The organism is Sphingobium mellinum (assembly GCF_037860795.1).
GTDB classification, from domain to species: Bacteria; Pseudomonadota; Alphaproteobacteria; order Sphingomonadales; family Sphingomonadaceae; genus Sphingobium; species Sphingobium mellinum.
Genome location: NZ_JBANRK010000002.1, coordinates 339,144 through 359,281 on the forward strand (window position 1 = coordinate 339,144; position 20,138 = coordinate 359,281).

The 20,138-nt window shown below is 65.2% G+C and carries 19 protein-coding genes; 5 read left to right on the forward strand and 14 right to left on the reverse strand.

Features of this window, described 5'->3' with window-relative positions; genetic code table 11:
- Positions 1-78: 78 nt before the first annotated feature.
- Positions 79-1,620, reverse strand: a complete 1,542-nt coding sequence (locus AAC640_RS06020; RefSeq protein WP_340265188.1) for a peptidoglycan DD-metalloendopeptidase family protein — start codon at positions 1,618-1,620, stop codon at positions 79-81.
- Between the two features lie 227 nt (positions 1,621-1,847).
- On the opposite strand from AAC640_RS06020, the gene AAC640_RS06025 reads away from it, so the two are divergent.
- The 4 genes from AAC640_RS06025 (at position 1,848) to AAC640_RS06040 (ending at position 6,014) form a co-directional block, all read left to right on the forward strand.
- The gene (locus tag AAC640_RS06025; protein ID WP_340265189.1) at positions 1,848-4,475 is read left to right on the forward strand and encodes a helicase-related protein; all 2,628 of its coding nucleotides are present in this window, start codon (positions 1,848-1,850) and stop codon (positions 4,473-4,475) included.
- Entirely contained in the window at positions 4,468-4,764 is a 297-nt protein-coding gene (locus tag AAC640_RS06030) for an RNA-binding S4 domain-containing protein (protein ID WP_340265190.1), read from the forward strand. Before AAC640_RS06025 ends, AAC640_RS06030 begins: the two co-directional genes overlap by 8 nt.
- An 85-nt stretch (positions 4,765-4,849) precedes the next feature.
- Positions 4,850-5,188 (forward strand): ferredoxin FdxA, encoded by a 339-nt coding sequence (gene fdxA / locus AAC640_RS06035; protein WP_340265191.1) that lies wholly within the window; start codon positions 4,850-4,852, stop codon positions 5,186-5,188.
- Between the two features lie 298 nt (positions 5,189-5,486).
- Positions 5,487-6,014: a CarD family transcriptional regulator gene (locus AAC640_RS06040; protein ID WP_340265192.1), complete on the forward strand. Its 528-nt coding sequence runs from the start codon at positions 5,487-5,489 to the stop codon at positions 6,012-6,014.
- 102 nt (positions 6,015-6,116) lie between these two features.
- On the opposite strand, the gene AAC640_RS06045 is transcribed toward AAC640_RS06040, so the two are convergent.
- From AAC640_RS06045 to AAC640_RS06080, 8 genes are all read right to left on the reverse strand, one after another.
- Positions 6,117-6,356 carry a hypothetical protein gene (locus AAC640_RS06045; RefSeq protein WP_340265193.1) on the reverse strand — a complete coding sequence of 80 codons (240 nt, stop codon included), beginning with the start codon at positions 6,354-6,356 and terminating at the stop codon, positions 6,117-6,119.
- Positions 6,357-6,506: 150 nt separating this feature from the next.
- A complete protein-coding gene (locus AAC640_RS06050) occupies positions 6,507-7,007 on the reverse strand; it encodes an asparaginase domain-containing protein (RefSeq protein ID WP_340265194.1) in 501 nt (166 codons plus the stop codon).
- A gap of 47 nt (positions 7,008-7,054) precedes the next feature.
- A complete protein-coding gene (proC, locus tag AAC640_RS06055) occupies positions 7,055-7,864 on the reverse strand; it encodes a pyrroline-5-carboxylate reductase (protein ID WP_340265195.1) in 810 nt (269 codons plus the stop codon).
- A 10-nt stretch (positions 7,865-7,874) separates the two neighbouring features.
- On the reverse strand, positions 7,875-8,381 hold the full coding sequence (locus AAC640_RS06060) for a type III secretion system chaperone family protein (protein WP_340265196.1): 507 nt from the start codon (positions 8,379-8,381) through the stop codon (positions 7,875-7,877).
- 111 nt (positions 8,382-8,492) lie between these two features.
- Positions 8,493-8,792: an accessory factor UbiK family protein gene (locus tag AAC640_RS06065; protein ID WP_340265197.1), complete on the reverse strand. Its 300-nt coding sequence runs from the start codon at positions 8,790-8,792 to the stop codon at positions 8,493-8,495.
- Positions 8,793-8,832: 40 nt separating this feature from the next.
- Positions 8,833-9,381 carry a TspO/MBR family protein gene (locus AAC640_RS06070; RefSeq protein WP_340265198.1) on the reverse strand — a complete coding sequence of 183 codons (549 nt, stop codon included), beginning with the start codon at positions 9,379-9,381 and terminating at the stop codon, positions 8,833-8,835.
- A 286-nt stretch (positions 9,382-9,667) separates the two neighbouring features.
- Positions 9,668-10,405: a TlyA family RNA methyltransferase gene (locus tag AAC640_RS06075; RefSeq protein ID WP_340265199.1), complete on the reverse strand. Its 738-nt coding sequence runs from the start codon at positions 10,403-10,405 to the stop codon at positions 9,668-9,670.
- Positions 10,405-12,426, reverse strand: a complete 2,022-nt coding sequence (locus AAC640_RS06080) for a protein-disulfide reductase DsbD family protein (RefSeq protein ID WP_340265200.1) — start codon at positions 12,424-12,426, stop codon at positions 10,405-10,407. Before AAC640_RS06080 ends, AAC640_RS06075 begins: the two co-directional genes overlap by 1 nt.
- Positions 12,427-12,497: 71 nt before the next feature.
- Between AAC640_RS06080 and AAC640_RS06085 the strand changes: the two genes are divergently transcribed.
- Positions 12,498-14,129 carry an alkaline phosphatase family protein gene (locus AAC640_RS06085; RefSeq protein ID WP_340265201.1) on the forward strand — a complete coding sequence of 544 codons (1,632 nt, stop codon included), beginning with the start codon at positions 12,498-12,500 and terminating at the stop codon, positions 14,127-14,129.
- Between the two features lie 18 nt (positions 14,130-14,147).
- Here AAC640_RS06085 and epsC read toward each other — a convergent pair whose 3' ends face one another.
- The 5 genes from epsC to AAC640_RS06110 all read right to left on the reverse strand — a co-directional run bounded on the left by epsC (position 14,148) and on the right by AAC640_RS06110 (position 20,138).
- On the reverse strand, positions 14,148-15,158 hold the full coding sequence (epsC, locus tag AAC640_RS06090) for a serine O-acetyltransferase EpsC (protein ID WP_340265202.1): 1,011 nt from the start codon (positions 15,156-15,158) through the stop codon (positions 14,148-14,150).
- Positions 15,159-15,269: 111 nt separating this feature from the next.
- Positions 15,270-16,601: an ATP-binding protein gene (locus tag AAC640_RS06095; protein ID WP_340265203.1), complete on the reverse strand. Its 1,332-nt coding sequence runs from the start codon at positions 16,599-16,601 to the stop codon at positions 15,270-15,272.
- Positions 16,598-17,308: a response regulator gene (locus AAC640_RS06100; RefSeq protein WP_340265204.1), complete on the reverse strand. Its 711-nt coding sequence runs from the start codon at positions 17,306-17,308 to the stop codon at positions 16,598-16,600. Before AAC640_RS06100 ends, AAC640_RS06095 begins: the two co-directional genes overlap by 4 nt.
- Positions 17,309-17,511: 203 nt before the next feature.
- On the reverse strand, positions 17,512-18,354 hold the full coding sequence (locus tag AAC640_RS06105) for a TorF family putative porin (RefSeq protein ID WP_340265205.1): 843 nt from the start codon (positions 18,352-18,354) through the stop codon (positions 17,512-17,514).
- A 287-nt stretch (positions 18,355-18,641) separates the two neighbouring features.
- Positions 18,642-20,138: a SulP family inorganic anion transporter gene (locus AAC640_RS06110; protein WP_340265206.1), complete on the reverse strand. Its 1,497-nt coding sequence runs from the start codon at positions 20,136-20,138 to the stop codon at positions 18,642-18,644.

Sequence of the window (20,138 nt, forward strand, 5' to 3'; positions counted from 1 at the left end):
GGTTAGCCGAGCGGAGGCGCGGCGGAAAGGATTCTCCCCAGCCTGTCACAATCGCAGCCCACCCGCCGCCGAAGCTGTTCAGTTTCCTACCACGGGCGAAACCTTATGGTCCGCATCTTTCCGGGCAAGCTGGGCGGGCAGTCCGACGTGCAGGCTCTTGAGTTGGGCCAGGCGGGCGCGGAAGGCGGCAAGGTCGCGTCCCGCCAGTTGCGAGGTTGTCGTGAACCTGACCGACATCGGATTGATCGTCTGGCCGTTGCGATAAAGTTCATAGTGCAGGTGCGGGCCAGTCGACAGGCCGCTCGACCCCACATAGCCGATTACCTCGCCTTGACGAACGCGCTGGCCGTAGCGCGCGGCGATGCGGCTCATATGGCCGTAGCCGGTGGCAAGGCCGTTGCCATGTTCCAAGCGGACATAATTGCCGTGACCGCCATGACGCCCCGCATAGGACACCACGCCATCGGTCGCTGCATAGATGGGCGACCCATAAGGCGCGGCGAAGTCGATGCCGGCGTGCATCCGGGTATAGCCCAGGATCGGATGGCGACGCATGCCGAAACTGGAGGATATGTGGCCCTGGACGGGCTGGGACAGCACGCCGCGCCGTTCGCCGACGCCGGACGCCTCGAACCATTGGCTGCGCCCTTCGCTGGTCCATTTGAGCATGTCGATGCCGCGCCCGCTGGGCCGATGGAGTCCTGCGAACAGCAGGTCGCCGACTTCGACATCGCCGGTTTCGGCGCGCCGATATTCCGTGATGATGTCATAGCGGTCGCCGGCATGGATCGACCCGAGGTCGACCTGCTGCGCGATCACGCGGAGGAAGTTCTGGATCGCCTTGGGCGGCGCGCCGGCGGCCCTCGCCGACTGATAGATGCTGTCGCCGATAACCCCCTGAATACGCAGCGGCGTATCGTCGACGTGAATCGGGGTTCGTTTGACCTGAAGCACGCCGCCGACGCGGCTGACATCCATCGCGAGGTCCAGGCGCGCCCGGAAGGACAGGTGGTCGAGCGGCCGCGGCCTGTCGCGGCTGGCGCGGCGACCCAGGATGATGTCGAGCGGCGTGCCAGGCTTCATGCCGGCCGCGATATCGCTGCCGGCGAGGCTCACCACGGTCGCCACGTCGTCGCTGCCGACGCCGGCGCGCGACAGGGCGCGGGCAAGCGTATCGCTGCCGCCGATCTGGGCGCGCAGTTCGATCTGCGGGCGTTCGGGCGTCTCGCGCAGTGGCTGGACGGCATCGCCCGGCCCCATGTGCCGTCCGCTGTCGGCGCCCAGCGCGAGTGGGGTGATCATCTGGCTGCGCACTTCGTCGAACTGCGGCTGGGCAAGCAACGGCTGGGGCGCGCCGGGCAACGGGTGAAAGCCGGGAGACAGGTAGAGCGCCGCCGCGCAAAGGGCAAAGCATGTGGCGAGGCCGCGGAACCAGGTGAGGCTGCCGACCCGCTGCCCCAGGTCGGGTACAAGCTCCACATCTTCGGCCCAGTCGGCCAGCCGGGCGCGCCAGCCACCCGCCTCGGTGGTCGGGGCGAGACCCCTGCCGATGGCGTCGGTCAGCCACAGCGACGCGGACGCGCCCCCCTGCTGAGGACTGAGCTGGCTGCCATGAAACACGTGTAAGAAGCCCCCCGAGGGCGAAAATACGCCCGACCCCCGCCGCGCGCTTGTGGGGAGTGTTGTGAACGCACAGGGTTAAAGTCAAATAAAGACGGTTTTTTTAACCCTTTTTGCACGACGAAACGTGCCGCTCGTTCGTTGAAATCCACAGATGTCGTGAAAGGAGACGCCGCGCACCGCCCCCCCTTGCCCTTGCCCCTCCCTTGACCGACATAAAGAGGATCATGGCCCAATTCGCGCGATCGCCCGTCACAGCCGTGCTGGGTCCCACCAACACCGGCAAGACGCACCTGGCCGTCGAGCGCATGTGCGGTCATTCCAGCGGGATGATGGGCTTTCCGCTCAGGCTGCTGGCGCGCGAGGTCTATGACCGGGTCGTAGCCATCAAGGGCGCGCATCAGGTCGCGCTCATCACTGGCGAGGAAAAGATCGTCCCGCCCGGCGCGCTCTATTTCCTGTGCACTGCCGAATCGATGCCAGTCGGTGGCTCGCCCGACAGGGCTGGACGCGATTTCGCCTTTGTCGCGCTGGACGAGGCGCAGCTGGGCTCCGACCCTGAGCGGGGGCATATCTTCACGGACCGCTTGCTGCGCGCACGGGGCCGGGAAGAAACGATGATCCTGGGATCCGCGAGCATCGGCCGCGTCGTGAAGTCGCTCGTACCTGAGGCCGAGATCATCAGCCGTCCGCGCTTTTCCACCCTATCCTACGCCGGCGCCAAGAAGCTGTCGCGCCTGCCGAAGCGGTCGGCGGTCGTCGCCTTTTCCGCCGAGGAGGTTTATGCCGTGGCCGAGATGCTGCGCCGCTTTCGGGGCGGTGCAGCGGTGGTCATGGGCGCCCTTTCGCCGCGCACGCGCAACGCACAGGTGCAGATGTTCCTCAATGGCGAGGTCGACTATCTGGTTGCGACCGACGCGATCGGCATGGGGCTGAACCTGGCTGTCGCCCATGTCGCCTTCGCCTCGCTACGCAAGTTCGACGGACGGCGCAGCCGACGGCTGACAGTTGCGGAAATGGCGCAAATCGCCGGGCGCGCAGGTCGACATCATCGGGACGGGACCTTCGGCAGCCTGGGCCACGAGGATGGCGAGGCGGCCTTCACGCCCGAGGAGATCGACGCGATCGAGGCGCATCGCTTTCCCCCCGTCGACCAGCTTTACTGGCGAGACGGCGAACCGCGCACCGACACGGTCGGCCAACTGATCATCGACCTGGAGGCGCGGCCGGATCGTCCGGAACTGCGCGCCGCGCCGGAAGCGGTCGACCTTGCGGTGCTCAAGCGCCTTGCGGACGATCCGCTGGTGGCCGAGCGGGCGAAGGGCAGGACACAGGTCGAGCGGCTGTGGGCAGCGTGCAGCCTGCCCGACTTCCAGAAGCTGGGCGCCGATCATCATGCCCGCACTGTCAGCCGTATCTGGCGCTTCCTGGCGGAAGGCAACGGCCATATCCCGCGCGACTGGTTCGCCCAGCAGATCGCGCGACTCGATTCGGTGCAGGGGGATATCGACACGCTGTCCGGCCGGATCGCCGCCGCGCGCACCTGGGCGTATATCGCGCACAGGTCCGACTGGCTGGCCCATCCGGCGGAGATGGCCGAGCGGACGCGCACCCTGGAAGAAAAGCTGTCGGATGCGCTGCACGCCGCGCTGACCCAGCGTTTCGTGGACCGCCGCACCGCCGTCCTGCTGCGGGATATCGGCCAGAGCGCGGACAATCTGCCCGTCGATGTGGAGCAGGACGGGACGGTCTGCGTCGATGGCGAGACGATCGGGCGGCTTGACGGATTTCGTTTCTCGGTCGATCCGGCTACGCGGCATCAGGACAGGAAGATGCTGCTGGCGGCGGCGGAACGTCGCCTTGGAAGGATATTGCGAGTGAAGGCTGACGAATTGCTGAGCGCGCCGGATACCGATTTTGCGCTCATGGACGAGGCGGGACAGGCGCCGGGCATCAGCTGGCAGGGCAATATGGTCGCCGCATTGCTCGCGGGTCCATCGCTGCTGGCGCCGGAAATCCGGCTGGACCGTGGCCTTATGGCCTTGGGGCAGGACGTGCAGAAGCAGGTGGCCGCGCGCCTTGACAGCTGGCTGGAGGCGCAGAAGGAGAAGCACCTCCTGCCGCTCACAAAAATGGTGGCCAGCTCCGCCGACCCGCAAGTGCCCGCTGTAGTTCGTGCCGTCTTCGCCCAGCTTGCCGATGCGGGCGGCGTCATTGCGCGCACCGACCTCGATTCGGCGCTAGGCCATCTCGACAAGGATCAGCGACACCTGCTGCGCCGCGCCGGCATCGATATCGGCGTGCTCGATATCTATCACCCCGGCCTGCTGAAGCCCGGCGCCGCACGCTGGCGCGCGTCGCTGCTCGCCGCCCGTATCGCCAAGCCGTGCCTGCCGCTGCCTGGGCCAGGCCTCACCCTGATTCCGGCGGGCGACAAGCCTGCGCAGATGGGCGCGCGGATTGCAGGCTTTCGGGGCTTTGGCGAACAGATGCTGCGCATCGACATGGCCGAGCGGATGGCGCGCACCGCGCATGAGGCGATCGCCAAGGGCGAAGCATTCACCGCGCAAAGCCCGCAGATCGTTTCGTTGGGCCTGTCCGACGCCGGGTTCCTTCAACTGATGCGCCTTGCAGGCTTCCGCCCTGTGGAACAGCCGGCAGAGGGAGCGGCCAACTGGATATTCCGCGGCCGGCAGAAGCCGCGATCCGAGCAGCAGCGCCCCCAGGGCGAGAGGCGGCGGAGCCCGCCGGCCCGCGGTCGCGAGCCCAGGGCCGAGAGTCGCCAGGCTCCAGCCGCCCCAGCTGCCAACCACGCCTTTGCCGGCCTTGCGGACCTGCTGGGGCGCAATGGCTGACCTGGCGCCGACCAGCGGCCACGGACCCAGCCTGCGGATTGACAAATTTCTTTGGTTCGCGCGGCTCGCCAAAAGCAGGACGATGGCGCAGAAGCTGGCGGAGGAAGGGCATATCCGGCTGAACGGTCGCCGGATCGAGCGCGCCCACGCCCCCGTGCGCGCGGGCGACCTCATCACCTTCCCGCATCCCAGCGGCGTGCGCGTGGTGCGGGTCACACAGTTGCCCGGACGACGCGGCCCGGCCCCGGAGGCGCAGGATTGCTATGAGGAACTAAAGCTGGGCGACTGACATCCCAAAAATATCCTCATTGACCTTCAGACGCGCCGGGCATAGCAGGGCTGCCGCTGTTCAAAATGCTCAAGAGTGCTGATCGATGACCTATGTCGTGACCGACAACTGCATCCGCTGCAAATATATGGATTGCGTCGAGGTCTGCCCCGTGGACTGTTTCTACGAGGGCGAGAACATGCTGGTCATCAACCCCAATGAATGCATCGACTGCGGCGTGTGCGAACCGGAATGTCCGGCCGAAGCGATCCTGCCCGATACCGAAAACGGGCTGGAAAAATGGCTGGAGATCAACACCAAATTTTCCGCCGAATGGCCCAACATCACGGTCAAGGGCGAAGCGCCGGCGGGCGCCGACGAGATGAAGGGCGTAGAGAATAAGTTCGAGCAGTTCTTCTCGCCGGAGCCCGGCTCGGGCAGCTGACGCACCCCGTACAAAAGCGCCGAAGTCAAGACCCCAGCCCTTGTGCCTTGGGCGCTCGATCCGCACTATCTCTTGCGATGCTGATCCAGCGACACGCCTACCCTTCACCTCCGGGGTGGCCATTTTGTTACGAATCTGCTAAACGGGTCTTCAAGAGACGGAAGATGGTCGCATCCGTCCGGGAGAAAACTGCCTCATGTCTTGACGGGAGCGCCGCGATTTCCTTGGCTTGCGCCCTTATCTACGCATCTTTGGCGCGACGCTTTTCCGTCCCCGTTCAGAATTAGAAAGGTTGCAAATGGCTGCCAAGGCGCTGTCCTTTGACGTTGGTGATTACGTCGTTTACCCCAAGCACGGCGTTGGTCGTGTCGTGGAACTGCAGAAGGAGCAGATCGCGGGCATGGAACTGGAGCTCTATGTGCTTCGGTTCGAAAAGGAGCGGATGACGCTCCGCGTGCCCACCAACAAGGCCGAGGGTGTCGGCATGCGGAAGCTGTCCTCCAACAAGACGCTGGAGGAAGCGATCGAGACGCTGAAGGCCAAACCCAAGGTGAAGCGCACCATGTGGTCGCGTCGCGCGCAGGAATATGAAGCGAAAATCAATTCGGGCGACCTGGTGTCGATTGCCGAAGTGACGCGCGACCTGTTCCGCGCCGATGATCAGCCCGAACAGAGCTATTCCGAACGCCAGATCTTCGAAGCCGCCTCCAGCCGCCTCGCCCGCGAACTCGCCGCGATGGAAGAAACGGACGAACCGAGCGCGCTCAAGAAAATCCTGCGTATCCTCAATGAGGCCGCTCCCAAATACGCCAAGGTGGAAGGCTGACCGTTAGTTGATCGAGCCGGCCACGGCAGATCGCTGAATGAGAAAAGGGCGTCCCTGACGGGGCGCCCTTTTCTGTTTGCGGGGCGAGGGATCGCTCTCGCCTTACTGGCTCTTGGTGCTGGTGGCAGCGTCGCGGGCAGCATCGCCGACGTCGCTTGCGGCCTGGCCCACCTGCGTCGCCGCTGCCGAAACGGCGTTGTCCTTGCGGGACTGGCTGCTGATCAAAAAGAAGGCCGCAATCGCTACGACTACCACCAGAAGCAGGACCGCCATCATCGTGCCGCCGCTGCGCTTTTCGACGATCGTCGTCGTCGTCGCCGGACGCTCCTGATAATCCGCCATGAAATTCCTCCTCGTCGTTACGCCACCCGCTCAAACAATGCTCAGTGGGGGGACAGGTTCCAGCGGCCGCAATGGAGACGCGCAGGGGGAGCGTGCGAACATTTCACCAGAGCCATCGCGGCCTTTGCTGAGTGACGAAATCCGGCCGGGCTAGTCGATCGGCACGAAGGCGCCTTTGGCCCGGTCCTTCACCACCTGGTCAGCGCGGAAGACCGATCCGCTCATGGTGATATACACACCGGGCGCGGCGACCTGAACCGTGGCGAATGCCATACCCAGGTTGAAGCTGGCATCGCTCTCGCTGAAGCGGGCAGGCGCGAGGGCGCCCACCAATATGATCCTTTTTCCCGGGACGGCCTGAAGCAGCGTGGCCGTATCGGTCATCGTGTCGGTGCCATGGGTGATGATGATATGGCTTTCCGGGGCGGCTGCCACACGGTTGCGGATGAGGGCGCGGTCAGCATCGTCGAGTTCCAGACTGTCCTTGCGCGTCACCTCCTCGATCCGGACGGGACGCTTGACGCGCGCGATGTCGAGCAGCTTCGACACGACCGTTTCGCCGACCTGATAGTCGGACAGCGCATCAAAATAGATCTTGTCGATCGTGCCGCCGGTAGTGAGGATAAGGATCGGCGTGTCAGGGTCCAACATGATTGTGCTCCGGGTCAGCAGATGATTCCATCTGCTTGGAAAAGGCTCTAGCCGCCTCGTGCCATCTCCTCACCCCGGTCGCGCGCGGCAACCAGCGTGTTGGTCAGCAGAGTAAGCAGCCGATCGTCGGCATCCAGTACGTTGAGGCCCTGCCGTGTCATGCCGCCGGGGCTTGCCACCCGATCGGCGAGGACAGCCGGACTGTCAGTCGCCTGCGCGGCCATGCTCGCCGACCCCCGCACGGTGGCAAGCGCCATGCGGCCGGCTTGGTCGGCCGGCAGACCGATCGCTTCCCCCGCCCGCGCAAAAGCGTCAATGAAGCGGAAGAGAAAGGCCGGGCCGCAGCCGGACAGCGCCGTGACTGCATTGAACAGAGCCTCATCGGCAATCCATTCGACAAGGCCCAGTTGCGCCATGAGGGTTGCGACGGCCTGCCGTGTCGCGGCGGAGGCACCCGAATCCGCATGAAGCGCCGTCACGCCCTCTCCAATGCCGACCGGCAGATTGGGCATGGCCCGCACGATCTCCGCCAGGGGAAAGCGCTGCCGCAACTCCGACAGCGGTGTGCCGGCAAGGATGGAGACGAGAGGCGCGCCGGGTGGGCAAAGGGGTGCGAGCGCGGCTGCGACATCGGCCAGCTGATAGGGCTTCATGCCCAGCATGACGGTCGTGCCGGCGGGCAGCGCAGCCGGATAGGCGGTCACCACCGAGACGCCCTCGGCCACGGCCCGGCCGCTCGGCCGGAACACAGTCACGCGGGCTGGATCAAGGCCGCAGGCCAGCCATCGGGACAGTATCTGTCCGGCCATGTTGCCGCAGCCGACAAGAAAGAGGTGATCGGGCCCGTTCTGACGCATCGTCCAGGGTTCAGGCTTCGCCGCGAGTTTCGATCAGGCTCGCGGAAATCGCTTCGCTGGGGCTCTTGCCACCCCACAGCACGAACTGGAACACAGGGTAGAAGCGCTCGCATTCGTCGATCGCGGTTTCGATCAATATTTGCGCCTGGTCGAGCGTCAGCACGCCGCCCGCCCCCAGCAGTGCGCCATGGCGGAACAGGACGATGCCGCTTGATGACCAGAGTTCGAAATGCCCGAGCCACAACTGTTCGTTGATGAGCCCAAGCGTTTCATAGATGGCGGCGCGCTGTTCCTCCGCGACCCGAATGTCGGGCAGAGCCAGCATCTGTAGCACCTGATCTTCGTCCCGCCAGATGCCGCGCAGTTCATATTGCGCCCAGCTGCCCTGGGTGCTCGCTACGATCTCATCATCGCCGACCTGATCGAAGCTCCAGCCGTTCGCCTCGAAATAGGCAGCCAGCATGTCGATCGGCGCGGCTTCCTGGCCGCCATTTTCATATTCGTCGCTGTCCATCATCCGCCCGCCATAGAGCATTTTTCCATGCGGTGAAAACCGCGCGACTCGGGAAAACGCATGAACACGGGGGATCGTTGCAGAAATCCAACGGACAGGCGGAGGACTGCTCGGCTATTCCGCTTCGGGCGATCTGCCCTTCGGGGTCCGGACAGTCTTGGTCACGGGTTCGGTCGACCGGCCCTCCAGCGCGTCGATCCGGGCCTTGAGCAGTTCGACCTCTTCCCGGGCGGCGGCGGCAAGCGCCTTCACTGCGTCGAATTCATCACGGCTGACAAAGTCCATGCCGCCGATCCACTCCTTGGCTTTTTCGCGGGCGGAAGTCTCGAACTCGCGGCTCATGCCCGCGACCGTTCCGGCCGCGCCGTTCACCAGCTTGGCAATGTCGTCGAAAAAGCGGTTTTCGCTCTGCATGTTCCGTATCCTAGATGAGGCGCGCGTCGGCGCCAAAAAATCATATCTGGGTCTTGAGCGCCGGCGCGACAAGGGTCTCGGCCTCCGGGTTGAGGCGGCCGATCTCATAATTGAGCGTCGCGGCAAAGGCCAGCCAGGCGAGATAGGGCAGCAGCAGCAACCCGGCCGCGCGGCGGATGCGCGAGAACAGCCAGCTGGTGACGGCGACTGTCAGGAACAGCACAATGATCAGGATCAGCGCGTTGTCGACCTGATGCGCGCGAAAAAAGAGCGGCGACCAGATCAGGTTCAGCACGAGTTGCGCCACGAACAGCAGGATCGCGGCGCCCCGCCCTTTCGCGCCGCGCGCGTGCACAACCATTGCGAGCGCGAGGCTCATGAGAATGTAGAGAATGGTCCAGGCGACGCCGAACACCCAGCCCGGCGGCATGAAGTCAGGCTTCACCAAGGCGTTGAACCAGCGATTGCCATAGCCGCTATTGGCAAACTTGCCGGACAGTAAACCGAGCAGGACCACTAGCGGAACCAGGACGAGCGCCCAGCGCAGATAAGACAGGCGCAACTGACCGGGGGATGCGATCTCGTTCATCGGCAACGCAGCTCCACTATCCTCATTTCGGCGGCTTCGGGCGAATCCTTCACGGCTGAGTCAAGCCGCCGACTCACGGTTTGCGGTGAAACGGCCTGTCTCGCAACCCGTCAATAGAGGGTAGAGATCAGGAACAGGGTGATGAGGCTCGCTAGCGACACGCCGAATATGTTGACGATGCCGACAGGGGCGGCACCTAAGGAGGGGCCGACGGGCGTTCAAGCAACGCAGCGGGGGCACCGTCACGATAAAATGAACCATGCCCTGCACACCGAAAGCGCGGCGATTATTCGCCAAGCCGGGCGTGAATGAGAAATTCGACATTGCCCTGTGGGCCCGTAATGGGACTGGGGACGATGCCTTCGACCTGCCAGCCCTGCTCGGTCACCCAATGGCTCACCTCTTCGCAGACCCGGTGGTGAACATCCTGGTCGCGGACGACCCCGCCCTTGCCCACTTCCTCTCGACCGGCTTCGAACTGCGGTTTGATGAGGGCAACCAGATGAGCGTCGACGCGGGCGAAGCTGAGAGGGCGCTCCAGCACCTTGGCCAGCGAGATGAAGCTGGCATCACACACGATGATATCGATCTGCTCGGGCACATGATCGGCGGTCAGGATGCGCGCGCTGGTCTGTTCATGAACGACGACGCGCGGGTCGGACCGCAGCTTCCATGCGAGTTGGTTGGTGCCGCTGTCCACAGCGTAGACCCGGGCCGCGCCCCTGCTGAGCAGCACGTCGGTGAAGCCGCCGGTCGAACTGCCCACGTCGATCGCGACCATGCCCGTCACGTCGATGGCAAAGTGATCGATGGCATGGGCAAGCTTGATGCCGCCGCGCGAGACCCAGGGGTGGTCTCTGCCCCTCACTTCCAGCGCGGCATCGTCCGGCACCTGCTGCCCGGCCTTTTCCACCTTCCTGTCGCCCAGGTAGACAAGGCCGGCCAGGATCAGCGCCTGGGCCCGGGCGCGACTTTCGGCAAGACCGCGGTCAACAAGAAGCTGGTCGGCGCGCAACTTCGTCATCAGCGTATGAGGTCCGTGAGGGTCGCAGGCGTCAGCAACTGGGGCAGCACCACAGCGTCCTTGCCCGCGGCATAGAACAGGTAGAGCGGGACGCCGGAGCGGCCCTGCGCTTCCAGGAAGCGCGTGATCGCCGGATCGGCATTGGTCCAGTCGCCGACCATCACCGTAACGCCCGCCCGGTCGAACGCCTCACGCGTCTGGGCGCGGTCGATGGCCGCGGCTTCGTTCGCCTTGCACGTGAGGCACCAGTCAGCGGTAAAATAGAGGAATACCGGCTTTCCCGCCGCGCGCAGGCTGGCGAGGCGGGCTTCGTCGAAGGATGTGACGCTGCTGTCGGAGTGCGCCACGGCCGGCGCGCGGGTCGGCAACAGGGTGATGGCCGCACCGAGCATAAGCGCCGCTCCCACGGCCGTGAGGGCGCCGCCACGTCTGCCGTGTCGCTGTCGTGCGCCGAGCCACCAGAGCAGCAACGCCAACCCCAGCAGCGCTGCCAAGCCGATGGTCATGCCGGCAACGCCCCGCTGCTGCCCAAGCAGCCAGGCGAGGCCAAGAGCGGTCAGGAACATTGGCACCGACAGGATTTTCTGGAAGGTTGCCATCCAGGGGCCAGGACGCGGCAGACGGGTACGCAGCGCAGGAAGATAGGCGAGCAGCAGGAAGGGTAGAGCAAGGCCAAGGCCGAGTCCTGCGAACAGGGCGAGCGCGTCCGGCACTGGCAGGACCAGCGCCGCCCCCATCGCCGCGCCCATGAACGGCCCGGTGCAGGGCGTCGCGACGAAGGCAACCAGCGCCCCGGTCCAGAAGGCGCCCGCCATGCCCGCCTTGCCGGCCAGCCGCTCGCCGCCGCCAAAGGCGCCGAGATCGAACAGCCCGGCCAGATTGAAACCAACGGCCGTCACCAGCAGCAACAGCAACAGAATGACACGCGGGTCCTGAAGCTGGAACGCCCATCCGACCGCAGCGCCAGCGGCCCGCACCGCGATCAGCGCAGCCCCCAGCAACAGGCAGGTGAGCACGATGCCGGCGGTATAGGCCCAGGCTTCGCGCCGCACCTCTCGCTCGTCGCCGCCCGCGCGAGCGAGCTTGAGCGCCTTGAGCCCCAGGATGGGGAAAACGCAGGGCATGATGTTCAGCAGCAACCCGCCCAGGATCGCGCCAGCCAGCGCCACCAAAGTTGCCTGCACAACGCCTGCCCCGCTCGCTGCAACCATCCCCGGTCGGGCGGTCAGCAGGAAGCCGACATGATCGCCCGTGCGCAACACCGCGCGTACCACGCCGCCCTTGAACCCCTGCCCCTCATCCGTTTCGACCAGCAGCCGGTCGCCGGCCCGACTTACCGTCTGCGGCGCGGCGTAACGGATCAGCCCTTCTTGTAGCGGAAAGAGGTGAACGTCGCTGGCGGCAGCTCCCGCAGGGAACGGCACCGACAGCCGCATCTTGCCATCAGCGAATGCATAGATCGCCTCGCTGCCCAGCGGCCTTGGCAGATGCGCGCGCCAGCCGTCGAAGCGCGTACGCATCGCAGGGCTGACTCCGCCCGTCCCCGCGATCAGGTCCAGCGTCAGATCGGCGCTTTGGGGCACGCAGATCTTGTCGGTGCAGGCCAGCCATTCGGCGCGCGCCCTGACAGGCAGGCGCGTGCCCGGAGGCACGCGGGAGCCGATGCTGAGCGGCGCCAGAATGGCGTATGGCCCTTCATAGACATGGTTCATCAGGCCGGAGATCAAAAGCGTCTCCGGCACCGGATAGCGGAGCGGACCTATGTTGACGCCCGCTGGCAGCGTCCATTTGACGGTCAGGCCGAGGCCGGCGTCGCCCGGATTTTCCCAGTAGCCGTGCCAGCCCGCCTCGGGGGTCATGGCGAAGGCGATGCTGGTGGTCCGGCCCGGCGCGGGCTCCACGCTTTCGGCGACCAGTCGCGCATCGATATGCGGCGTGCCGGGCCCGAAAGCGCCTTGCGCGCGGGCGGCGGGAGCGAGCAGGCACGCAAGCGTCATCAGAAAGACATGAAAAATCCGCATCGGGCCTCTGGTCGGGTGACTGAGAGGGGGCTAGGTCCCCCAGCATCCGTCGTCAAGAAGGGTGCCTATCCATGCTGAAGAAAGCCGTCATCGCCCTGCTCCTTGCCGCCGCGACGCCAGCGCTGGCCCAGCAGCCCGACGCGCCGCCCCGGCTGATCATCGCGATTTCGGTCGACCAGTTTTCCGCCGACCTGTTCAGCGAATATCGCCCCTATTTCAGCGCGGGATTGAAACGGCTGACACAGGGCGCGGTCTTTCCGCGCGGCTATCAGAGCCATGCCGCGACCGAAACCTGCCCTGGCCACAGCACGATACTGACCGGCAGCCGCCCGTCGCGTACCGGACTCATCGCCAACAGCTGGTTCGATCTGGGGACGGCCCGGCCTGACAAGACGGTCTACTGCGCCGAGGATGAACATCAGCCCGGCAGCAGCAGCGACAATTATGTCGCTTCCCCCATCCATTTGCGCGTGCCTACCCTGGGCGGACGGATGAAGGCGGCCAATCCGGCAAGCCGCGTCGTGTCAATCGCGGGCAAGGATCGCGCGGCGATCATGATGGCAGGCCCCAAGGCGGACGCGGTCTGGTGGCTGAGCGCCAAAGGCTATGTGAGCTATCCCGGCGTGACGACGCCGCCGCTGGTCGCGAAAGTGAACCAGATATTCGCCGATCGGCTGGCGCAGGAGAATCCGGGCTTCGACCTGCCGCCGCAATGCGACGCAAAGGACTTTCCTGTCAGTGTGAGCGGCGGCAAAACGGTCGGCACTGGCCGTTTCGCACGCGCGGCGGGCAGCTTCGCCAGCTTCCGCGCCTCGCCCGAACAGGATGCGATGACGCTGGCCTTTGCTGCCGCGGCGATCGAGACCATGGACCTTGGCAAGCAGGCGCAGACAGACATCATTTCCATCGGGCTGTCGGCGACCGACCTTATCGGTCATGCCTATGGCACCGAAGGCACCGAAAGCTGCATCCAGGTCGACCGGCTGGACCGAGAACTTGGCGCCTTCTTCGACCAGCTTGATCGAGGCGGGCTGGATTATGTAGTGGTGCTGACCGCCGACCATGGCGGCCATGACCTGCCCGAGCGGCACCAGCTCAACGCAATGCCGATGGAACAGCGGGTCGACCCCGCGCTTTTGCCCAAGGCCCTGTCAGCGGCCGTCGCGCAGAAGACGGGCATCAACGGCCGAACCCTGATCTGGGGCGATGGACCTTCGGGCGACCTCTATTTCGACCGGGGGCTGACCACGGCTCAGCGCGCCAAGGTGGAGGCGGCGGCGCTTGCCATCCTGCGCGGCCATCCGCAGGTGCAGACGGTCTTCACCAAGGCGCAGATCGCGGCCGCGCCCGCCCCTGAGGGGCCGCCGGAAACCTGGTCGCTGCTGCAGGAAGCACAGGCAAGCTTTGATCCGGAACGATCAGGCGACCTGCTGCTGCTGCTGAAGCCGCACATCACGCCGATCGCCGATCCCTCCAAGGGCGCTGTGGCCACCCATGGTTCGCCCTGGGACAGTGATCGCCGGGTGCCGATCCTGTTCTGGCGCAAGGGTATGAAGCCGTTCGAACAGCCCATGAGCGTCGAAACCGTGGACATCATGCCGACATTGGCCGCGCTCATCCATCTGCCGGTGCCAAAGGGAGAGATTGACGGCCGCTGCCTGGACCTGACGGCGGGTGAGGGCGACAGCTGCGCGGCGCAGTAAAGCCTTCACCCCCGACGGTCAGATATTTTCCGCATATCCTTCGCGATCCGCGTCGATCAGCGCGTGGACCCGGTGCGGCGCTGACACTTCTACGCGGCTCGTCACCTCATATTGCGCCTTGGCCTGACGCACATTGCTGTCGGCCGGCACGCTATCCGTCAGCCAGACATTGCCGCCGATGATCGATCGGCTGCCGATGATGATGCGGCCCAATATCGTCGCCCCCGCATAGATGACGACCTCATCTTCGATGATCGGATGCCGCGGCAACGCCTTTTCCAGTGCGCCCTTTTCGTCGGCCGGAAAGCTGCGCGCGCCAAGCGTCACGCCCTGGTAGAGTCGGACCCGGTCACCCACGATCGCCGTTTCGCCGATGACGACCCCGGTGCCATGATCGATGAAGAAGCTGCGACCGACCCGCGCGCCGGGATGGATGTCGATGCCGGTGCGGCTATGAGCGATTTCCGAGATGATCCGCGCCACCAGCGGCGCGCCGAGATCATAGAGGCGATGGGCCAGGCGATGATGGATGATCGCCAGCATCGAGGGGTAGCAGATCAACACCTCGTCCACGCTGCGCGCGGCCGGATCGCCGAGATAGGCAGCCTCTACGTCGCTGTCGAGCAGTTCGCGAACCGTTGCAAGGCCATCGGCAAAGGCGCCGATGATGCGCGCCGCTTCGGCGTCCACCGCCTCGGCGGGTTGCCCCTGCATGGCATAGAGCAGCTCGAGCCGAATTTGGCCGTAAAGGCGGCTGAGCGCGGTTTGCAACGTCTGCGCGACGAACGCATCCTCATTGTGAATCCGCACGAAGCTCGGTCCAAGACGTAAGGGGAAAAGCGCGCCGCAAAGCGCCGTCATGATCTTCGCCAGATTGTCGCGCGACGGGAATCCTTCAGCGCCATATTCGGCGTGATGTTGTTGTTCCTGCCGCCAGCGCGTGCGCACCACGCCCAGCTCACTGACCAGCCGGCCTATGTCCCAATAGCCTTCAAGGATGCGATCGTCGCCTTCGCCGTCTGCCGTCATATGTGCCTCTTGCATCATGATCCCCCGCATAGACCGGCGAGCAGCGCTTCCATAAACGAGTTTTGCTTGACCCTGGACAGTTTCTCTTTTCCCGGATGGACCAGGCCGATCTCAGCGCTTTTCGGCAGGAACGGCCAGCGGCAGGCAAATTTCCGCGCGCAGGCCGCCTGCCGGACGGTTGGCCAGGGTGAGCAAGCCCCCTTCCTGCTCCACCGCCTTGGCGACGATGGCAAGCCCAAGGCCAAGACCGCGCGTGTTGCGCTGCCGCGCCTCGTCCAGCCGGGCGAAGGGCTTGAGCACCTCCTCCAGCTTGTCGCGAGGGATGCCCGGCCCCTCGTCATCGATGCGGATCAAGAGTTCGCGCGCCCGGCGCTCGACCCGGACATCAGCGCGATGGCCATAGTGCAGGGCGTTTTCGATGAGGTTCATCACCGCGCGGCGAAGAGACAGGGGCCGGGCCATGATCTCCAGATGGGCGGGACCCTCATAGACGACGTCCTGCCCTTGATCCTGGAAAGCGTCGACGATCGTCGCGACCGTGACGGCAATATCGGTGCGGATCGCCGCCTCTCCATTCTTCTCACCGCCAAGGAAGGCGAGCAGGGATTCGATCATCGCCCCCATTTCGGCCAGGTCCTCACCCAGGGCCTCGCGCGTGTTGCTGTCGGTCAGCCCTTCCAGCCGGAGCTGCAAACGCGCGAGCGGCGTGCGCAGATCATGCCCCACAGCGGCGAGCGTCTCGGTGCGCTCGCTTATCAGGCGATGGATGCGTTTCTGCATGGCATTGAAGGCGCGGATGAGATCGCGCACGTCACTGGTGCCGCCCTCTGTCACGACCACTTCATTGCTGAGGCCAATATGTTCGGTGGCTCTGGTCAGGTCCTTGAGCGGCGCCAGGGTCCTGCGGATCAGCACCCCGCCAGCCACCAGCAGCGCCACCACCGGGATGAGCGCAAGGCCGATACGCCCGATGGTGAAGGTCCACTTCCCGCCGCTGTGCCGCATGCCGAAATAGAGCCAGCTCCGGTCAGGAAGTTGCAGGCCACCGTTGATCTCCGCCACGCGTCCTGGCGAGGCCAGGCGCAACCAGAGCTGCGATTGATCCAGCGATGGTTCCCATGTGACGATCTGACGCCGCATCCGCGCCAATTCGGGGGCAAGGGCGGGTGGCGGCGGAGCGGCGGGCGTCCAGTGCACGTCATAGCGGTCGGTGGTCAGCTGGATGGCGAGCGCGTGCCGGTCCTCGGCCGGCTGCTCCGCGAGCAGCTTGCGGGCGATGACCAGATGCTCGGCCAGACGCCGGGCCTCATCATCCTGGAGCGACAGGTGGCCGGCGCGCTCGTAGATCAGGGTGCCGACCGCGAACTCCAGAGTCAGCGCCAGCAGCAGGATGACGAACAGCCGACCGACAAGCCCCAGCGAACGGCGGACATGCCGCCTCAAGCGCGGCTCACCTCGGCATTGAACATGTAGCCGACCCCGCGCACGGTCGTGATCGGCGCCGCCCTGTCCTGCGTCGACAGCTTGCGGCGCAGACGGCTGACCAAAACGTCGATGCTGCGATCGGAACTGTCGCCCATGCGCGTGCGCGACAGCTCGATCAGGCGCTCTCGGGCAATGACCCGCTGCGGGTGACTGAGAAAGCTGCCCAGCAGATCAAATTCCGCGCCGGTCAGATCAACGGCCGCTCCGGTCGGCGATCGCAGCTCGCGGCGCGGGAAGTTGACGATCCAGCCGTCGAAGCGCGCCTCATTCTCCCGATGGTCTTCGGGGCCGCGCTCTACACCGACCCGGCGCAAGATGGCGCGGATGCGGGCGATCAGCTCGCGCGTACCGAAGGGCTTGGGCAGATAGTCGTCGGCGCCCAGTTCCAGGCCGACGATCCGGTCCGTCTCGCTGCCCTTGGCGCTGATGAAGATGATGGGGACATCGCTCTTGCGACGGATCTGCCTGCAAAGATCGATGCCATTGGTGCCGGGCAGCATCACGTCCAAAACCACCAGGTCGACGGGACCGGCATCAAAGGCTACCCACATTTCCGGGCCCGACGAGGCAGGTCGCACCTGATAGCCATGTTCCTGAAGCGCCCGCGCGGTCAGGGTGCGCAGCGGCGGGTCGTCTTCGACGAGGATGATCGTGGGAGCGGTCATGCCGGGAAAGGCGCGAGGCGGTGTCGGCTCATGCGCCCGGAGATAAGGGGGGGCACCGGAACGGTCAACCGGACGTTGCCGGGGAAGCAGGCGGCAGGGAGTGCAGCAACAATTTGTCATGGAGGGGACATTTTCGCTCGTCAGCCGAGCAAGAAATGTCATGCCGGGCCAGGGCGAAACCGCCCGGCCCGGCTTGGTTCACGTCAGAATGCGGCCGAGAGGGAGAAGACCACCTGGCTGCGCGCGATGGACTTGCCGAAATTGTCGCCGTCCTGAACCATGAAGTTGGGGCGGATGTAATTTTCCTCGACGCGAGCGATGTCGGTATCGACATAGGCGACGCCCAGGGTCAGCGGCGTGCCGGGGACAGCGAAATCAGCGCCGACCAGCCAATCGAGATATTTTCCCGTCGGCGCGATCGAGGTGCCGTTCGGACCGAGGCCGGGATTGCCGTTCGACCAGCCCAGATGCGCCTTCAGCGTGAGCGGCGTGTTCGGCACTGCCCCGCTGATGTCGCCCCACACATAGAGATTGTCTTCCTTGTCGCCCGGATTGAAGATCGTGCAGGCCGCATCACTGCACCAGTTGCCCAGCGCCTGCTGCTTGGGCGCATAGGCTACACCCAACAGGCCTTTTACCGGTCCCAGTTGGCTCGATAGCTTCACATAGGGTTCGGCGAAGTCGGTCTTGTCAGCGCCCGAAGGGTACATGTACCAGGTAAGCCCGACGTCCAGCGTCGCGCCGCCCAGCGGGATGGCATAGCCCGCGAACAGGTCGAGCTCCATGTTGGCGCCCCCGAACTGACCCCAGCCGGCGAGGTTGGACGCCCAGGTGCCGACATAGGCCCCACTTTCATGGGTTGCAGTTATGCCGCCCTGGATGGCCATCCCCTTGTCGGTCTGCGACACGCCGCGAAAGCGATAGTCGGAAACCAGCGCCACGCTGCCGGACACGGTCACCGGACCTTTGGGTTCTTCCTGCGCCAAGGCCGGCACGCTCGACAGAAGAGCGAGGGCGGCACAGGCGATCTGATATTTCATGAACATTCCCCTTTTTGGTCAGAATGTTCCGTCCTGCGTCCGCTCATGGCCCTTCGATCTTGGCGCCTCGGGTGCCGGCGGATCGAGACAAGGCTAGGGCGCGCAGCCGTGGGGAGGAACGGCTATTTCCGCATCTGCGAAGGGACGCGCTCCGGCTGTGTCCCCGGCAGCACGGTTATTTGCCTGTGCCATTCTGGATGTGTCCATTCTGTTTCCCGATGGCGTCAGCAAATGAAAGAGCCGCCGCGCCCGGAAAAGACGCGGCGGCTCAGGTCGCCCGATGGGGTCGGGGATCAGGCGACGAGCTTGCGAACCAGCCCGGTAGCGCCGAACAGTTCGACGGGTGTTCCCGTGCCACGGCGGCGGTCGATCCATTCGCGCACCATTTCCGCGCAGGTGTGGTCGATATCGGAGAGCCGCTCGACATTCAGGATGACGGCCCGCTGGGCGGGCACGGCTTCCAGCCTGGCTGAGAGCTTGGGCAGCGTGAGGAAGGTAGCGGTGCCATGCAGCGCGACCTCGTGCGCGTCGTCGCGATGCTCCTCGTCCACGCCCAAACGCAGGCGCCGCGCATGGGGCAGCAGTTCGAGCAGCGACAGGCCGATGCCCACGAGCACGCCGGTCAGTAGATCGGTCGCCACCACCATGATGAGCGTCGCCGCCCAGACAACGGCCGGCAGAGGGCCATAGCGATGGAGCAGGTGCTTCACATGGTCGACGCTGACCAGCCGCACACCGGTAACGACCAGGACGCCAGCGAGCGCAGCCATGGGAATTTCCCGCAGCAGCCACGGCAGCAGGGCGACGAACCCCAGGATCCAGATGCCGTGCAGGATGGTGGACAGACGCGTCTTCGCTCCAGCCTGGACGTTGGCGGAACTGCGCACGATCACACCCGTCATCGGCAAGGCGCCCGCGACGCCGCAGAGCAGGTTGCCAATCCCCTGCGCGCTCAGTTCACGATTATAGTTAGTGCGCACGCCATCGTGCATGCGGTCGACCGCGGCGGCCGACAGCAGCGTTTCGGCGCTGGCGATAAAAGCGATCGCAATCGCCGTGGTGATGATGGCGGGGTTCATGAGCTGCTGGAGCAGCCCCTGATCGGGCAGCGTGACGGCCGCCACTATGGATTCGGGCACGACGACCCGCGCCACCGGCAGGCCCAAGGCAAAGGCAACCAGCGTCGCCAGCACCACGCCGACAAGCGCGCCCGGCAGCAGCTTGAGCGAAGCAGGGCGAAATTTCTCCCACCCGATCATTGAACCGATGGTGACAAGGCCGATCGCAAAAGCGGTCGCCGCGTCCTGATTGCTGAGGCCGAAGATCTGGCCCGGCATGGCGATCAGGTTGGCCAGGCCGCTGGACAAGGGCTTGTCGTCGAACAGCACATGGAACTGGCCGACCACGATCAGCACGCCGATGCCGGCCAGCATGCCGTGCACCACCGCCGGCGATATGGCGCGAAACCAGCCACCGACCCTGAGGATACCGGCGACGAGCTGGATCGCGCCCGCCAGGATGAGGATGGGCCCAAGAGCGGAGAGCCCCTGTTCGCGGACGATTTCGAACACGATGACCGCAAGCCCCGCCGCCGGACCGCTGACCTGAAGCGGCGATCCGGCGAGCAGGCCGACGACAAGGCCCCCGATGATGCCGGTGATGAGCCCCTTTTCCGGCGGCACGCCGGAAGCGACCGCAATGCCCATGCAAAGCGGCATAGCCACAAGGAACACAACGATGGACGCGGTGAAGTCGCGGCTGAACGTGCCGCCTGAAAGAGGCTTGTTCAT

What these genes read in the sequence shown, in the direction of transcription:
- AAC640_RS06025 (WP_340265189.1), top strand. Translation starts at nt 1,848, where the DNA reads ATGGCCCAATTCGCGCGATCGCCCGTCACAGCCGTGCTGGGTCCCACC.
- AAC640_RS06030 (WP_340265190.1), top strand. Translation starts at nt 4,468, where the DNA reads ATGGCTGACCTGGCGCCGACCAGCGGCCACGGACCCAGCCTGCGGATT.
- fdxA (WP_340265191.1), top strand. Translation starts at nt 4,850, where the DNA reads ATGACCTATGTCGTGACCGACAACTGCATCCGCTGCAAATATATGGAT.
- AAC640_RS06040 (WP_340265192.1), top strand. Translation starts at nt 5,487, where the DNA reads ATGGCTGCCAAGGCGCTGTCCTTTGACGTTGGTGATTACGTCGTTTAC.
- AAC640_RS06045 (WP_340265193.1), bottom strand. Translation starts at nt 6,356, where the DNA reads ATGGCGGATTATCAGGAGCGTCCGGCGACGACGACGACGATCGTCGAA.
- AAC640_RS06050 (WP_340265194.1), bottom strand. Translation starts at nt 7,007, where the DNA reads ATGTTGGACCCTGACACGCCGATCCTTATCCTCACTACCGGCGGCACG.
- proC (WP_340265195.1), bottom strand. Translation starts at nt 7,864, where the DNA reads ATGCGTCAGAACGGGCCCGATCACCTCTTTCTTGTCGGCTGCGGCAAC.
- AAC640_RS06060 (WP_340265196.1), bottom strand. Translation starts at nt 8,381, where the DNA reads ATGATGGACAGCGACGAATATGAAAATGGCGGCCAGGAAGCCGCGCCG.
- AAC640_RS06065 (WP_340265197.1), bottom strand. Translation starts at nt 8,792, where the DNA reads ATGCAGAGCGAAAACCGCTTTTTCGACGACATTGCCAAGCTGGTGAAC.
- AAC640_RS06070 (WP_340265198.1), bottom strand. Translation starts at nt 9,381, where the DNA reads ATGAACGAGATCGCATCCCCCGGTCAGTTGCGCCTGTCTTATCTGCGC.
- AAC640_RS06075 (WP_340265199.1), bottom strand. Translation starts at nt 10,405, where the DNA reads ATGACGAAGTTGCGCGCCGACCAGCTTCTTGTTGACCGCGGTCTTGCC.
- AAC640_RS06080 (WP_340265200.1), bottom strand. Translation starts at nt 12,426, where the DNA reads ATGCGGATTTTTCATGTCTTTCTGATGACGCTTGCGTGCCTGCTCGCT.
- AAC640_RS06085 (WP_340265201.1), top strand. Translation starts at nt 12,498, where the DNA reads ATGCTGAAGAAAGCCGTCATCGCCCTGCTCCTTGCCGCCGCGACGCCA.
- epsC (WP_340265202.1), bottom strand. Translation starts at nt 15,158, where the DNA reads ATGACGGCAGACGGCGAAGGCGACGATCGCATCCTTGAAGGCTATTGG.
- AAC640_RS06100 (WP_340265204.1), bottom strand. Translation starts at nt 17,308, where the DNA reads ATGACCGCTCCCACGATCATCCTCGTCGAAGACGACCCGCCGCTGCGC.
- AAC640_RS06105 (WP_340265205.1), bottom strand. Translation starts at nt 18,354, where the DNA reads ATGTTCATGAAATATCAGATCGCCTGTGCCGCCCTCGCTCTTCTGTCG.
- AAC640_RS06110 (WP_340265206.1), bottom strand. Translation starts at nt 20,138, where the DNA reads ATGAACAAGCCTCTTTCAGGCGGCACGTTCAGCCGCGACTTCACCGCG.